The 16,436-nt window shown below is 30.8% G+C and carries 10 protein-coding genes; 5 read left to right on the top strand and 5 right to left on the bottom strand.

Annotated features, from left to right (window positions below; genetic code table 11):
- The first annotated feature begins 40 nt into the window (after positions 1-40).
- Together ABNT65_RS06060 and ABNT65_RS06055 are read left to right on the top strand one after the other, a co-directional pair.
- Positions 41-604: a sugar O-acetyltransferase gene (locus tag ABNT65_RS06060; RefSeq protein ID WP_348747428.1), complete on the top strand. Its 564-nt coding sequence runs from the start codon at positions 41-43 to the stop codon at positions 602-604.
- Positions 605-688: 84 nt separating this feature from the next.
- A complete protein-coding gene (locus ABNT65_RS06055; RefSeq protein WP_348704071.1) occupies positions 689-1,069 on the top strand; it encodes a TerB family tellurite resistance protein in 381 nt (126 codons plus the stop codon).
- A 68-nt stretch (positions 1,070-1,137) separates the two neighbouring features.
- On the opposite strand, the gene ABNT65_RS06050 is transcribed toward ABNT65_RS06055, so the two are convergent.
- Positions 1,138-6,825, bottom strand: a complete 5,688-nt coding sequence (locus tag ABNT65_RS06050) for a hypothetical protein (RefSeq protein ID WP_348747427.1) — start codon at positions 6,823-6,825, stop codon at positions 1,138-1,140.
- 570 nt (positions 6,826-7,395) lie between these two features.
- Between ABNT65_RS06050 and ABNT65_RS06045 the strand changes: the two genes are divergently transcribed.
- On the top strand, positions 7,396-10,458 hold the full coding sequence (locus ABNT65_RS06045) for a DUF2723 domain-containing protein (protein ID WP_348739306.1): 3,063 nt from the start codon (positions 7,396-7,398) through the stop codon (positions 10,456-10,458).
- 10 nt (positions 10,459-10,468) lie between these two features.
- A complete protein-coding gene (locus tag ABNT65_RS06040) occupies positions 10,469-11,242 on the top strand; it encodes a class I SAM-dependent methyltransferase (RefSeq protein WP_348747426.1) in 774 nt (257 codons plus the stop codon).
- 103 nt (positions 11,243-11,345) lie between these two features.
- Here the strand turns inward: ABNT65_RS06040 and folD are convergent, their stop codons facing one another.
- The 4 genes from folD to ABNT65_RS06020 form a co-directional block, all read right to left on the bottom strand.
- A complete protein-coding gene (gene folD / locus ABNT65_RS06035) occupies positions 11,346-12,224 on the bottom strand; it encodes a bifunctional methylenetetrahydrofolate dehydrogenase/methenyltetrahydrofolate cyclohydrolase FolD (protein WP_348747425.1) in 879 nt (292 codons plus the stop codon).
- A 59-nt stretch (positions 12,225-12,283) separates the two neighbouring features.
- Entirely contained in the window at positions 12,284-12,646 is a 363-nt protein-coding gene (locus ABNT65_RS06030) for a four helix bundle protein (protein ID WP_348706047.1), read from the bottom strand.
- An 84-nt stretch (positions 12,647-12,730) separates the two neighbouring features.
- Positions 12,731-14,059: a signal recognition particle protein gene (gene ffh / locus ABNT65_RS06025; protein WP_348706048.1), complete on the bottom strand. Its 1,329-nt coding sequence runs from the start codon at positions 14,057-14,059 to the stop codon at positions 12,731-12,733.
- 64 nt (positions 14,060-14,123) lie between these two features.
- Positions 14,124-14,648 carry a DinB family protein gene (locus ABNT65_RS06020; RefSeq protein ID WP_348706050.1) on the bottom strand — a complete coding sequence of 175 codons (525 nt, stop codon included), beginning with the start codon at positions 14,646-14,648 and terminating at the stop codon, positions 14,124-14,126.
- Positions 14,649-14,970: 322 nt separating this feature from the next.
- Here ABNT65_RS06020 and ABNT65_RS06015 point away from each other — a divergent pair, with 322 nt between their 5' ends.
- Positions 14,971-16,347, top strand: a complete 1,377-nt coding sequence (locus ABNT65_RS06015) for a hypothetical protein (RefSeq protein ID WP_348706052.1) — start codon at positions 14,971-14,973, stop codon at positions 16,345-16,347.
- Positions 16,348-16,436: the final 89 nt, after the last annotated feature.

Here is a 16,436-nt window from a genome sequence, read left to right as displayed (position 1 = left end):
GGTATATACCCTTTGAAGTGCAATAAAAATTAAAACCTATATGAATACAAAGAAAATTGAGTATATCCGATATGATAAAAATATGAGAAACGAATATGTGAGAGCAGGAAAACTTTTACAAAAGTTCAATTCAACAGATTTTGAAGATGATGAAACTAAAGTTAGTTTATTACATGAACTTCTAGGTACTGTGGGGAAAGGAATAGTAGTAGAACATAATTTTCATTGTGATTTTGGATATAATATTCATGTAGGAGCTAATTTTTATGCTGGATACAATTGTACTATTTTAGATATGGCTGAGGTAAGTATAGGCGACAATTGCTTAATAGCTCCTAATGTTGGTATTTATACAGCTGGACATACTATAAATCCTATAAATCGTCATAAAACAGGCTATGCAAAACCAATTACTATTGGAAATAATGTATGGATTGGTGGACATTGCGCTATAATAGGAGGTGTAACTATTGGTGATAATTCAATTATTGCAGCTGGGTCTGTAGTAACGAAAGATGTTCCTAAAAACACAATTTATGGAGGAAAACCTGCTAAAAAACTAAGAGATATAGATAAAATTAGTAATCAAATAAAAATTGAGTAAATTTAAAACTTAACGGGTATTGTAATATTGCTTTTAAAAGTTGAGTTTTAAAGGAATGTTTTGATACTTTTAAATGAATAACTTATGAAAAGCGCATATAAACTATTTGAATCATTTGGAGAGTTACTATATGTAGTTGCTATGGCAGACGGAAGTATCCAAAAGGAAGAGATAGAGGTTATTGAAAAAAGGTTAGCCGATCATAAATGGGGAGACGATATTAAATGGTCTTTTAATTATGAAGTTAATAAGCAAAATGATGTTAATAAGCTTTATAAAAAGGTAATAGCATATTGTGAAGATCATGGACCTGATGAAGAATATGAGTTTCTATTAGATGTATTGGAGGAAGTTTCTAGATCAAGTAATGGAATAGTAAAGGAGGAAAGGGAAGTGATGGATAATTTTACAAATGATTTAATAAAAAAATTTAGAGAAGATATTGAAAGAATAAATAAAAGATAATTGATAAAAAAGAAAAGCTCCGCATTTAGTGGAGCTTTTTCAATAATCTATTTATCTATCTATTCTGGCTATTCAATAATCATACGTTTAGAAGCTACTTTTTGAGTACCTACATAAAGCGTATAATGATAAGTTCCAGATGGAAGTCCGTTGCTATTAATATCTAATTCAGCTTCACCACGTTCTTCTAATTCAATTTTAGAAATAATTTTCCCAATAGCATCACTAAATACCATATATGCTTTTGAAACATCATGTGGTAAATAATATTTAATAGAAGAGGTACTAGTAAAAGGATTAGGAATATTTTGGTATAATTTAGGTCCCATTATTTTGTTTAAAGAGGTTGTAGGAGTAGACAATGTACCATCACAAGCACAATTTTCAATAGATTGTAAACGAGCTAATACATCGTTCATTTGAGTTTGTAAGGCTGTTACTTGATTTTGAGCAGTACTTAACTCAGATTGTAAGTTTGAAACTAAAGGTGCTAAATCTACTGATACTGAAGCTCCATTTTCAATTTCAATTGTTAAGTCTGTTCCAGACAACGAAGCATTCGTTAAGTTTTGGCTATCCGTATTTACATAGGCAGATAAATTCACAGTATTTCCATTACTAATAGTAAGGTTGTTATTAGCTAAACTTAAGTTTTGATTATCAGTACCTGTTCCATCTTGAATAGCAGATAGGTCAACTGTATTTCCATTAGCAATACTTAAGTTTGTACCTGTTAAAGTTAAGTTTTGTGCGTCTGTATTATCTAAATACTTTTCTAAATCAACTGTAGCCGTATTTCCTGAGATACTAAGTGTATTTGTATTTAAAGTTAATGCTTGACTATCCGTGTTATCTAAGTAAGAAGAAAGGTCAACCGAAGTATTATCATTTGTTAAACTTAGTGTGTTATTAGCTAAAGTAAGATCTTGTGCATCTGTATTGTCTAAATACTTTGTTAAATCCACAGTAGCCGTATTTCCTGAGATACTAAGTGTATTTGTATTTAAAGTTAATGCTTGACTATCCGTGTTATCTAAGTAAGAAGAAAGGTCAACCGAAGTATTATCATTTGTTAAACTTAGTGTGTTATTAGCTAAAGTAAGATCTTGTGCATCTGTATTGTCTAAATACTTTGTTAAATCCACAGTAGCTGTATTTCCAGAGATACTTAACGTATTTGTATTTAAAGCTAATGCTTGACTATCTGTCCCGGTTCCATCTTGTAAACTAGCTAAATCAATAGTATTACCGTTGGCAATACTTAAGTTAGTTCCTGAGAAAGTTAATGTTTGTGCATCTGTATTATCCAAATATTTCTCTAAATCTACTGTAGCAGCATTTCCAGAGATACTTAACGTATTTGTATTTAAAGCTAATGCTTGACTATCTGTCCCGGTTCCATCTTGTAAACTAGCTAAATCAATAGTATTACCGTTGGCAATACTTAAGTTAGTTCCTGAGAAAGTTAATGTTTGCGCATCTGTATTGTCTAAATATTTCTCTAAATCTACTGTAGCGGCATTTCCAGAGATACTTAACGTATTTGTACTTAAAGCTAATGCTTGACTATCCGTGTTATCTAAGTAAGAAGAAAGGTCAACCGAAGTATTATCATTTGTTAAGCTTAGTGTGTTATTCGCTAAAGTAAGATCTTGTGCATCTGTATTATCTAAATACTTTTCTAAATCTACTGTAGCGGTATTTCCAGAGATACTTAATGTATTTGTATTCAAAGCTAATGATTGACTATCCGTGTTATCTAAGTAAGAAGAAAGGTCAACCGAAGTGTTATCATTTGTTAAGCTTAGTGTGTTATTCGCTAAAGTAAGATCTTGTGCATCTGTATTATCTAAATACTTTTCTAAATCTACTGTAGCGGTATTTCCAGAGATACTTAATGTATTTGTATTCAAAGCTAATGATTGACTATCCGTGTTATCTAAGTAAGAAGAAAGATCAACCGAAGTGTTATCATTTGTTAAGCTTAGCGTGTTATTAGCTAAAGTAAGATCTTGTGCATCTGTATTGTCTAAATATTTCTCTAAATCTACTGTAGCCACATTTCCAGAAATACTTAGCGTGTTTGTATTTAAAGCTAACGCTTGACTATCTGTATTGTCTAAGTAAGAAGAAAGATCAACAGAAGTGTTATCATTTGTTAAACTTAGTGTATTATTCGCTAAAGTAAGATCTTGTGAATCTGTATTGTCTAAATACTTTTCTAAATCTACTGTAGCGGCATTTCCAGAAATACTTAACGTGTTTGTATTTAAAGCTAACGCTTGACTATCTGTTCCAGTTCCATCTTGTAAACTAGCTAAATCAATAGTATTTCCGTTGGCAATACTTAAGTTAGTTCCTGAGAAAGTTAATGTTTGTGCATCTGTATTGTCTAAATATTTCTCTAAATCTACTGTAGCGGTATTTCCAGAGATACTTAACGTGTTTGTATTCAAAGCTAATGCTTGACTATCCGTGTTATCTAAGTAAGAAGAAAGGTCAACAGAAGTGTTATCATTTGTTAAGCTTAGTGTGTTATTAGCTAAAGTAAGATCTTGTGCATCTGTATTGTCTAAATATTTCTCTAAATCTACTGTAGCGGCATTTCCAGAAATACTTAGCGTATTTGTATTTAAAGCTAATGCTTGACTATCTGTATTATCTAAGTAAGAAGAAAGATCCACCGAAGTATTATCATTTGTTAAGCTTAGTGTGTTATTCGCTAAAGTAAGATCTTGTGCATCTGTATTGTCTAAATATTTCTCTAAATCTACTGTAGCCACATTTCCAGAAATACTAAGTGTATTTGTACTTAAAGCTAATGCTTGACTATCCGTGTTATCTAAGTAAGAAGAAAGGTCAACCGAAGTATTATCATTTGTTAAACTTAGTGTGTTATTCGCTAAAGTAAGATCTTGTGCATCTGTATTGTCTAAATATTTCTCTAAATCTACTGTAGCGGCATTTCCAGAGATGCTTAACGTATTTGTACTTAAAGCTAATGCTTGATTATCTGTATTGTCTAAGTAAGAAGAAAGATCCACCGAAGTATTATCATTTGTTAAACTTAGTGTATTATTCGCTAAAGTAAGATCTTGTGCATCTGTATTGTCTAAATACTTTTTTAAATCCACTGTAGCGGCATTTCCAGAAATACTTAGTGTGTTTGTATTTAAAGCTAATGCTTGATTATCTGTATTATCTAAATATGTTGAAAGATCCACCGAAGTATTGTCATTTGTTAAGCTTAGTGTGTTATTCGCTAAAGTAAGATCTTGTGAATCCGTATTGTCTAAATATTTCTCTAAATCTACTGTAGCGGCATTTCCAGAGATACTTAACGTATTTGTATTTAAAGCTAATGCTTGACTATCTGTATTATCTAAATATGTAGAAAGATCCACCGATGTAGCATCATTTGTTAAGCTTAGCGTATTGTTGACTAATGCAAGGTCTTGTGCATCTGTATTGACTAAACTAGATAAGTCTACAGTATGATTATCTGCAAAAGTTAATTGATTATTTTTAAAGCGTACCTGTTTAAAAATAGCTCCAATGTCTATATATCTTTTTTCGTTATTTGTAAGATCTATTCTTAAAGAATCTAAACCATGAATTCCACCACCGCCAATATCATTAAGTTGTACAGTATTTCCATTTCCAATAGATAAAACTCCTGCGTTAGAGTCAAAAGATAAGTCTCGGGTTATCCAATTTAATTTTCCAGCACCATCAGTAGCTAATACTTGATTAGCAGCAGTACCATCTGTAATTGGAAATTCATAATTACCAGCGATATTTAAACTATTAGCTATTTGCATTTTACCTTCTGTACTAATAGCTGCAACAGGAGGTGCATTATAAGGTCCCCATGTCCAACCGTTAGCGGTTGAAGTACTCATAGAAGTTTTTATACTAACACCAGTTACTGGTCCGTAATCATAATTAGCACTTCCTCCATATGAAATTTTATAACGATCTCTACCATTAAACTCTATACCGTTAGCTTCACCATTGTCAAAACGAAGTACATTACTTCCCATGTTAAGCATAGTTGTCGCGGTATGGTTTCCTAAATTATCTGCTAACAAAGTAACCCATGCAGTTCCATTCCAAGAATACAATAAATTTTCATCAGTATCATATACTAATAAACCAGCTTCAGTTTCTCTAATACCTTTAGAAGAAGGTACTTCTGGAAATTGCGGTTGTAGAGCTACACGTTGTGCAGTTGTCATTCGATTAACTATTAAACCTTTATTAGTTCCTGTTAAGTCTAAGGATGCATATTCATTAGGAGTATCAGTTCCAATTCCTACTCTTACAGGGTTAGTTGCGCCTCCTAATATCATTGTATTAGCATTTGCAGCGGTAGCTCCGTTACCAATAGCAATAGAATTACTTGCACTTACTATAGCACTGTGACCAATAGCAATGTTTTTGGTAGCTTCAGTAGCACTTGGTGTCGGTCCAGTAGGTGTACTGTCAATTATATCATTTGATCTGGCTCCATATCCAATAACAATTGCCCCATCATTTTGAGCAACTGCACTAGCTCCAATAGCTATAGCTTGAGTATTGTCTACATCTACAGCATTTCCGATACCAATGGCAAAAGATTGAGAAATATTGGTTTCATTTCCTAAACCTACAGAATTATCTGCATTAGGATTCATGTTAATTGTATGGCCAATCCCTACGGCTCTAGTTCCTCTCATATCATGATTTTGACCAATAGAAATAGAATACTGTCCATCATTTCTACCGTTATACCCCATCATGGTAACATCGTTTTGTCCAACATGAGAATTTGCTCCTATGAATGTAGTTCTATACCTTCTTGTATTATTACTACCAGAACCTTTATAATCTGCAAAAGCACCCATTCCAACATTGTCTTCACCTTCTCTATTTGTAAAACCTGCTCTAAAACCAACATACGTATTTCTGTTTGCATCATTTGTATTGTTGGTACGGTTGTTATCCCAACCAGCCATACCACCAATAAAAGTATTGTAGTCTGCGTGCTCAGTAGCAACACCTGAAGCGGCTCCAATCATTGTATTCCAACGACCAGCTCCTATATCAATACCAGCAGAATCTCCAAAAGCAGAATTATGATCTCCATCTTTAATATCTTGTAATGACTCACTTCCAACTCCAGTATTCCTGAACCCTTTACCTGAAGAACTAGAGCCAAAATGACTTCCTCCAGACTCGTTTCCTACAAAAGTATTTTTAAAGCCTTCACCAATACTTGTACCGGCATCTTCTCCTATAAAAGTATTTTCATATCCAGTAGTAATAAAAGTACCAGCTTCTTCTCCAATAAAAGTATTGTCATATCCAGTAGTGTTATTCTCTCCAGCTTCTGTTCCCATGAAAGTATTATCTCCTCCTGTAGTAGTAAATTTACCTGCTTCTTCTCCAATAAACATATTATCAAAACCAGTAGTATTAGAGTACCCTGCCATGAAACCTATGGCTACCATTCCAGAAGCACCGTTTAAGGCTTTATCACCAAAACTAGTACTATGTACAGCATTTTTACCAGCTCCAAAACCAAAGAAAGTTAGCCTAGATGTAAACGTAGCTGATGAACCGGTACTATCTCCAAACATAGTATTATAATCGCCAGAGGTAATACTTACTCCTGAACCAGTTCCTTGAGTTTCATTTAAAGTTTGCGCTTGTAGTTTAGTGTAGTAAAGCGTTGATAATAGTATTACTATTAGTTGAAGTAATTTTGTCTTCATAAAGGGTGGGGTTTTATTATAAATTAATTAAAATCGTTATAAAATGTTATTCTAGATTGTTTGTGCTAAAAGCTTTTTATGATTTTTAAAAATTTTGTTCAAAACAACTAAATTATTGTGAATCATATATAAATAATCACCGGACAAAAAACGGACAATACGTAATTTGTTGTATTTAAGTATGTTGTTTGTTTTGTTTTTAAGGCGTTTTTGGGCAGACTTAAAAAATAAAGTTATGAGTATATGTAGTAATGTAGTCATAAAAAATAATTAATTATTCTTATAACTAGTACAGGTAATTAGTTGTTACCCCTATTTTTTATTTAATATTTTTTTTAATTTTCTTTTTTCTTAAACTAAGAGCTTTGGATTTATAGTTAATTAGATGATTATAAAAGCTATTTTTTTCAATAATAAATAAAGAAAGAGAAAGGTTGTTATAATTAAAATGTATAGGAGTTTGTATAGATTTTTATTGAATGATTTACAGAGGAGTTTTTACAGTTATGTTTAAATATAAAAAAAACTCATATCTTTCACTCCTGAATACAATTCCCCAAATTTCCTATCATGAAAAAAATGGAGCAAATTATTGGCTGGCTATTATTTGTAATAGTCTTAGTGGTTTATGGACTTACCATGGCGCCAACCATTTCTTTTTGGGATAGTGCAGAGTTTGTTTCTAGTAATTATAAGTTACAAGTAACACATCCACCAGGAGCTCCATTATACATGTTAATTTCAAATGTATTAATCTCATGGTTTCCTGCGGAGAATATTGCTTTTTTAAGTAATTTTATTTCAGGTTTTTTTGGAGCATTAACAGTAACTATTGTTTATTTTTTGACAAAAAACTTAGCGTATACTTCTCTTACAAAGCCCTTAGATAAATATTCAAGATGGTTACCATCAATTAGTGGAATCGTTAGTGGGCTAACTTTAGCTTTTATTCATAGTTTTTGGGTAGCGTCAACAGAAACAGAGGTTTATACCTTATCTTTTTTCTTTTTAGTATGTGTTTGGTATATAGTAATTTTATGGAAGCAAACAACTAATCAAAAAAAAGAATTACAATTATTACTTTTTGCAGCTTTGTTGTTAGGGCTATCTGCGGGAGTGCATTTAATAAATTTGTCTGTCGTAATTCCTTTATCAATCCTATTTGTTACAAAAAAATATAAACTATCCATAAAAAGCTTAGTCATAGGGTTAATGGCAGGAGTAGTGTTATTTTTATTAATTTATGGATTTGTGATTCAAGGCTTTTTAAAGGGAGTACTTCATTTAGATATATATCTAGTCAATGAATTAAATTTTAAAGTTAATACAGGACTTATATGTTTATATATATTTCTAATTATATTATTGTTATTTGCATTTGGAATAGGAATTAAAAAAAAGAGCTATAATTGGTTGGCTATAATTGGTTGTTTGTTGTTTTTTTACATAGGTGTTAGTACTTATGGAGTTAGTATGATTAGAGCCAATACTGTAACACCAATATCTAACAATCCATCTAACAGCTTAGAGCTTTTAAAATATATTAGGGCAGAACAATTTGGAGTTAGTAAAACCCCTTTACTTAAAGGGTATTATTTTAATGCACCATTACATAAAAACCTTCCATTAAAACATGGAAATCCGAAGTTATGGTATGATAAAGAGCTGAAAAAGTATGTTGAAATAGATAATGGTAAATTCGGTGTTGAAAATTATGCAAAAGAGTTTGCTACATTTTTTCCAAGAATGCACAGTTATAAGTCTAAAGATGTTACTGGGTATAAAATTTGGACTACTGTAAAGGGAAAACCTATATCATATGATGTTATGGGGAAAGAAACAACAATAATTAAACCTACATTTACAGAAAATCTTAGCTTTTTTTACAATTATCAAGTAGATTGGTTGTATGCAAGGTATTTATTTTGGAATTTTATAGGAAAGCAAAATGACAATAAAGGGGTAGGTACCATTTTAAATGGTAATTGGATAAGTGGTTTTGATTTTATTGATAAACATAGAGTGGGAGCGTATTCCTTAATGCCTAATTATTATAAAAATGATTTAAGTAGAGATGTATATTATGGAATTCCTTTCTTAATAGGACTCATAGGTTTATGGTTTTTACGTAAAGTACCAGTACATTTTTTTACTTCATTACTACTGTTTCTAACCTTTGGTCTTGGTATTATTATTTATGTAAACCCTGTTCCCACAAGTATTTTAATAAGGGAGAGAGATTATATTTTTATTGGCTCTTTTATTCCTTTTTGTATTTGGATTGGATTAGCTGTACTACAACTGTATAAGTGGTTTTCTTTTGTTGCTAATAAAAGAGGATTGTTAATAGTGCTGTCTGTATTACTAATGCTTATAGTTCCAATTCAATTATTAGCAAAGGGTTGGGATGACCATAATAGAAGTGATGATACATTTTCTAGGTCTTTAGCTAAGGCTTATTTAGATTCATGTCCTAAAAACAGCATTTTAATTACCAATGGAGATAATATGACATTTCCATTATGGTATTTACAAGAAGTGGAAGGGTATCGTACAGATGTTAGAGTTATAAATTTTGATCAATTAGCGTTAGATTGGTACATAGATAAATTGAGGTTAACTATGAATACCTCAAAGAAACTTTCAATAACACTTCCAAAAGAATTATATATAAAAGGTACTCAAGAGCAATTACCTTTACAGAAAGAAGTTAATCAGCCAGTAGATTTAGGAGTTCTTTTCAAGTTTTTATCAGAAGAGAAAACCAAAAAAGAATGGAATGGAAAAAGAATACACTATATCCCTTCAGATGTGTTTTCTATTAAGGTAGATACTTCAATGTTTACTAGAAGCGATACTAGTAAAGCCTTAAAATTGAAGTATCTTGATAATTTAGTTTGGCGTTTTTCGAAAGATTTTTACGCTGTTAATGATCTTACTTTATTAAATATAATACAGGAAAATATTAATGATAGACCAATTGCTTTTGCTGTTAATGGGAATACCAATCATTATATAGGACTTCAACCTTATACTATTCAACAAGGAATGGTAGAAGTGTTAACGCCTGTTAAAAGAGTAAATCCAAAATTGAATCCTAAAATTGTAGATACCAATATGATGCTACCATTTTTTAAAGAAGGCTTGTCTTTTAAAGGGTTTAAAGAAAAAGATAAATTTATAGATTATGAAAATAGGGTATATACTCAACAAATAGTAAGACGTAATTATTACTTTTTAGCGCAAGCGTTATTAGAAGAAGATAACAGTAAGGAAGCTGTTGATATTTTGAATACTAGTATGTTTATGTTTCCTAATGTTACAGTGCCTTTTAAACAATATGCTTTTGCTATGGGAAAATTATATTTTAAAGCGGGTAACCCTAAAAAAGGAAATGAAGTATGTTTAAAGGCTATGAATAACTTAAAAGAGGAATTGTTATGGTTAATTTCTTTTAATCCTCCTAATCCAATAATAAATGTGCGTTATGCTAATAGAGTTAAAGGGATGTATATTCAAATGATAGAGCAATACAGTTCTTTTAATGAAGAAAAAGGAAATGATTTAAAAATGAATTTTAAAAATATTGATAAATCCTTTCAAAACTGGCAAGCTAAAAATTGGCCTTACTAAACTAGTATTTATGTATTTTTTTTCAACAGAAGTTACCTCATCTAAGATTAATTCAGATAGACCTTTATTTTTAAGAACTAAAAAAGCTTATGAAATTGTTTCTGATTACGTAAGTGGAAAAACATTAGAAATAGGATGTGGAGAAGGTTATGGAGTAGCTTTATATTATTCAAAGGTTTCAAGTTTAACTTTAATAGATAAATCTAGTTATTCGGTAGAATTATTAAAGAAAAAATATCCTGAGGCTACTGTTATTCAGCAAAAAATACCTCCATTAAAAAACATTCCAAACAATTATTATGATACTATTATATCTTTTCAAGTTATTGAACATATTAAAAATGACTCATTATTCTTGAAAGAAATTCACCGTGTGTTAAAACCTGAAGGGAAGGTGTTTTTAAGCACTCCAAATGCCAATAAAAGTATTGCAAGGAATCCTTGGCATTATAGAGAGTATACTTTTAGTGAGCTTCAAAGCTTAACGAATACTTATTTTAAAGATTGTATTATTAAAGGTATAGAAGGAAATAAAAAGACAGATGAGTATTATAATAATAACGGTATTGCAGTTTCTAAATTGTTAAAGCTAGACATTTTTAATTTGCAGAAAAGAATGCCAGCTATCTTACTTAGAATACCTTATGAAATTTTGAATAGAATAAATAGAAGAGGTTTATTAAAAAAATATAGAAAACAAATAGAGAATTTAAAGTCAGAAGATTATACTCTTAATGTTTTTTCAGATAAAACACTTGATTTTTTTTGTATTCTAAAAAAGTGATAAGTATTTGATTATTAGTTGTTTGTTTGTGAGGGGGTAAAACCTGAGTAGAATTAAAGTAAAAAGGTTGCTCATTTGTTAGCAACCTTTTAGTTTATATATTTTAGTTATTTTGTCTATAAAAAGCCAGTAAAGTATTTTTTAAAAGCATGGCTATGGTCATTGGACCAACTCCACCTGGAACGGGAGTTATATGTGATGCTTTATCTTTTATTTCATTAAAAGCAACATCACCAACTAATCTAAAACCATTTTTCTTAGAAGCATCAGCTACTCTGGTAATACCAACATCAATTACCACAACATCTTCTTTAACCATATCACCTTTTAGGAATTCAGGGATTCCCAAGGCAGCTACAATAATATCCGCTTTTTTAGTTACTTCAGCTAAGTTTTTTGTTCTACTATGGGTTAATGTTACGGTGGCATTTCCAACTTTTCTTTTTTGAGCTAATAAAATACTCATTGGACTACCTACAATATGACTTCTACCAATAACTACTACATCTTTACCAGAAGTATCAACATTATAGCGTTCTAAAAGCTCTAAAATACCAAAAGGAGTTGCAGAAATAAAAGTAGGTAAGTTTAAAGCTAATTTACCTACATTCATAGGGTGAAAGCCATCAACATCTTTATCAGGGTTAATAGCCATTATAACTTTTTGTTCATCAATATGTTCGGGTAAAGGTAATTGTACTATAAAACCATTGATGTCTTTATCTATGTTTAAAATAGCAATTTCATTTAATAACTCTTCTTCAGTTGTTTCTTCAGGTAAACGTATTAATGTAGATTCAAAACCTACACGTTCACAGGCTTTTACTTTAGCGTTTACATAAGTTAAACTAGCTCCGTCATTACCTACAATAACGGCTGCTAAATGTGGTGATTTTTTGTCTTGTTTTTTTAATTCTGCTACTTCAAGGGCAATTTCTTCTTTAATGTCTGCGGAGGTTTTTTTACCGTCTAGTAAAATCATCTTGTTATTAAGTTTTCAGTATACAGTTTATGGTATACAGTTTTTTTATTGTTGAGTTGTTATATTCCAAATTTATTAGGATTATTAATCATAAAGTTGATTAGTTTTCCTACTTCTTTACTTTTGTTTTCTAATTCGTTTTTCGTTTTGATATTGATATATTCACAGGCTAGTGCAAATTCAAGCCACAATTGTGTTTCAGAGTTTTCACTATCAGCATCTGAAAGTTTACTTTTAAAATGTTTAGGATATTGTCTTTTTCTGTAGGATTCAGCAATAGAAGCGCATACAGATCTGCTGGAACGAATAATTTGCGATGTTAGAGCAAATTGCTCTATAGAGGGAAATTTTTTTGTTATATGAAAAATTTCCATAGCTAGCTCAAATCCTTTTTTATATGCTAATAATGTTTTAAAACTCATATATACTGCCTACTGAAAACTGTAACAATAACTGAAAACTAAATAAAAAAGAGACAAGTGTTTAGCTTATCTCTCTTTTTTATTTTATTTCATGCCACGCATCATTTGCATCATTTTTCTTCCGCCACCACCTTGCATCATTTTCATCATTTTGCTCATTTGGTCAAATTGCTTCATTAATTGATTGACTTCTTGAACGGAAGTTCCAGAACCTTTGGCTATTCGTTTTTTACGACTTGCATTAATTACAGTAGGTTTACTTCTTTCTTCAGGAGTCATAGAGTGTATAATAGCCTCAATTCCCTTAAATGCATCATCATCAATATCCACATCTTTTAAAGCTTTACCAGCTCCAGGAATCATGCCTACTAAATCTTTCATGCTACCCATCTTTTTGATTTGTTGAATCTGATTTAAAAAGTCATCAAAACCAAATTGATTTTTAGCAATCTTCTTTTGTAGTTTTCTAGCTTCTTGTTCGTCATATTGTTCTTGGGCACGTTCTACTAATGAGATAACATCTCCCATTCCTAAAATACGATCAGCCATACGATCGGGGTGGAAAACGTCTATAGCATCCATTTTTTCACCTGTACCTATAAATTTAATAGGTTTATTAACTACTGATTTAATAGTTAATGCAGCACCACCTCTTGTATCACCATCTAATTTTGTAAGAACAACTCCATCAAAGTTCAAAACATCGTTAAAGGCTTTTGCTGTGTTTACAGCATCTTGACCTGTCATAGAGTCCACCACAAATAAAGTTTCTTGTGGAGTAACAGCTTTATGAATGTTTGAAATTTCAGTCATCATTTCTTCATCCACAGCTAAACGACCAGCGGTATCTATAATCACCACATTTTTACTATTAGCTTTAGCGTGTTTGATGGCATTTAATGAAATTTCTACTGGGTTTTTATTGCCTTCTTCAGCATATACCTCAACGCCAATTTGTTCACCAACCACTCTTAACTGATTAATAGCGGCAGGACGATACACATCACACCCAACTAATAAAACCTGTTTAGATTTCTTAGTTTTTAAATAGTTAGCTAATTTACCCGAAAAAGTAGTTTTACCCGAACCTTGTAAACCAGACATTAAAATAACAGTAGGTGACCCTGTTAAAGTAATACCAACAGTATCACCACCCATCAATTCAGTTAACTCATCTTTTACTAACTTAACCATTAATTGACCTGGGTTTAACGTAGTTAATACGTCTTGACCTATGGCTTTTTCTTTAACTCTTTTGGTAAAATCCTTAGCTATTTTAAAGTTAACATCGGCATCTAATAAAGCTCTACGAACTTCCTTTAATGTCTCAGCAACATTAACTTCTGTAATTTTTCCGTGTCCTTTTAGCGTATGTAACGCCTTATCTAATTTTTCGCTTAAATTATTAAACATGTATCGGCTTCATTTTAAGAAGCACAAATATAGGAATTTTGACTGAGAACTTTGAGTTTAAATTTTAGTGATTTTCTTGTAATATTTTGGTATGGTGTTCTGTATGATAAGCCGTCCACATAATAATTTCTCTAATAGGCATTTTACCCATTAAAGGATGTGGGAGTATTAAGTTATTAAGATCCTGATCTTTCCAGCGATTTGTTTTATGTTGTAGTTTTTTATTTTGAATTTTTAGTTTGGTAACCAATTGTTGAAATTTATTTAAAGAAGGCGTAGTAACTTTAATGTTAAAAGCTTTAGCTTTTTCTTTATTTTGAGATAATTTTTCCTGATATCGTTCTACGATATGTTCATAAGCACGCACTTCTCGGTTGGAAGTACCAAATTTATATTTTAGAATAAATTTTGGATAGCTTAGTGCATGATTTACTTTTTGGATAGAATCTACTAAATGAACAATGTGCTGCCCAGTTGTCCATTTGTTTTCTGGACCTTTTATATAGTTTTCTTCAGGTTGATTTTGTAACCAATTAAACAGTACTTGATGTTTTTCTTCTAATAAATTAATAATATCTTTTTTGACCATAATTATTGAACCAAGAGTTGTTTTTATGTTTGGTTGCTTAAAGGTATAAAAAATAAGGTAATTATAGATGTTTATGATGGTAGCTTATAATTTGGGTGAGTTTGCTGAAGCTTACGATTGGTTAGCTAACTATATGTACTTAGTAAATGAACTATCCCAATGCAAGGCATCACGGAATTAAACCCTTGGCTATTGCCCTTGCGATAAAAAATATTATTTCTACAATTGACTACATAAAACTTACAGTTCATTACATTTCATTTTTATAAGGAGTATTACTAGCATACTTTTGAAGCATCATAAATCAAAAAAACGAATAAAAATGAAAGTAAAAACAATTATAGAGCAGGCTTTTTTAGTCATATTACTACTGGCTGTATTCTTATTAAAATCGGTAAATGTAGCGGCACAACAAAATGTTACAGTAACTACGTCTAGTGATAGAAATTATAGGTATTCTTCGTCTAATAAAAATGGAGTATATACTATTAAAGTTAAGGATAAAGGGAATAAGTTCAAGTTAGAATATGAAGGAGAAATTACATTGTCAGATGATGACAAAGATATTGTAGCTATTTCAAGAGGAGGTTTTTTAGAGGTAAGTAAGTCTAGTTTTGGAGGGAAAAGAAAGTTAGTTATTGAAGCTGAAAGTGGAAAACTAAAAAAAAGATACTATGTGGGATGGAGTGAAAAAAGCTTTATTCCTGAAGGAAAGGCATGGTTGGCTGAAATTTTACCAGATATTGTTAGGAGTACTACTATTGGAGCAAAAAAAAGGGTTAACCGTTTTTATAATAGAGGTGGGGCTACTTCTGTTTTAGGAGAAATAGACAGATTAAAGAGTGATTATGTAAAAGCAAAGTACTACACAATTTTATTGGATAAAAATTTAAATAGTTCAGAGTTAGTTAAGGTAATAGAAGAGGTTGGTGACGATGTAAATTCTGATTATTATTTATCGGAAATACTGCAAAGTAATCAAAAAGCATTTCTAGCCAATTCGCAATCTATTTCTGCTTATATGAAAGCAGCAAAAAATATTGGTTCAGATTATTACTTATCAGAAGTATTAACCAAAGCTGTTAAAAATGCAGATATTTCAGATGATCAATTATCTGAATTATTACAAATATCGGGTAATATTGGTTCAGATTACTATTTGTCTCAACTTTTAATTAAAATATTAAATAATAGAGATTTGAATAAAACCAATATGACTAAATTGATGCAGATATCTGATAATGTAGGTTCTGATTATTATAAATCTCAGGTGTTAAAAAAGGCATTGAATAAAAAAGATTTATCAAAAGAGAATTACAATACATTTATAGCCTCTATGGATGATGTAGACTCCGACTATTATGCCTCAAATGTTATTAATAGTTTATTAAAAAAGGATTTAGATAATACATCATTAGATAAATTATTAAACTTAATTAATAAAAATGTAAATTCAGATTATTATGCATCTGGTATATACAAACGTTTGTCTAAAAAGCAACTAACAGAAGGTCAATTAATAAAAGTAATGGAGTCTATGGATCATATTAATTCAAGTAATTACTTATCGCAAACATTAATCACTTTTGCATCTCAGGTGAAAAGAAGCTCTCAAAGAGTCAAAGATACTTATTTAAAGGTGGCTAAATCTATTAATTCTGATTTGTATTTTGGTAGAGCAATGAAAGCTATTTACTAAAAAACAAAACTAAAGTAATTGAATTTCTATAGCAGATTTGATTACTTTAGTTCTATGCTAAATTTACATCAACTAATATATCATTCCAA

Source organism: Tenacibaculum sp. 190524A02b (assembly GCF_964036645.1).
In the GTDB taxonomy this organism is placed as follows: Bacteria; Bacteroidota; Bacteroidia; order Flavobacteriales; family Flavobacteriaceae; genus Polaribacter; species Polaribacter vairaonense.
The sequence above is the reverse complement of the archived record's forward strand: the minus strand, read 5'-3'. Positions and strand labels throughout refer to the sequence as shown.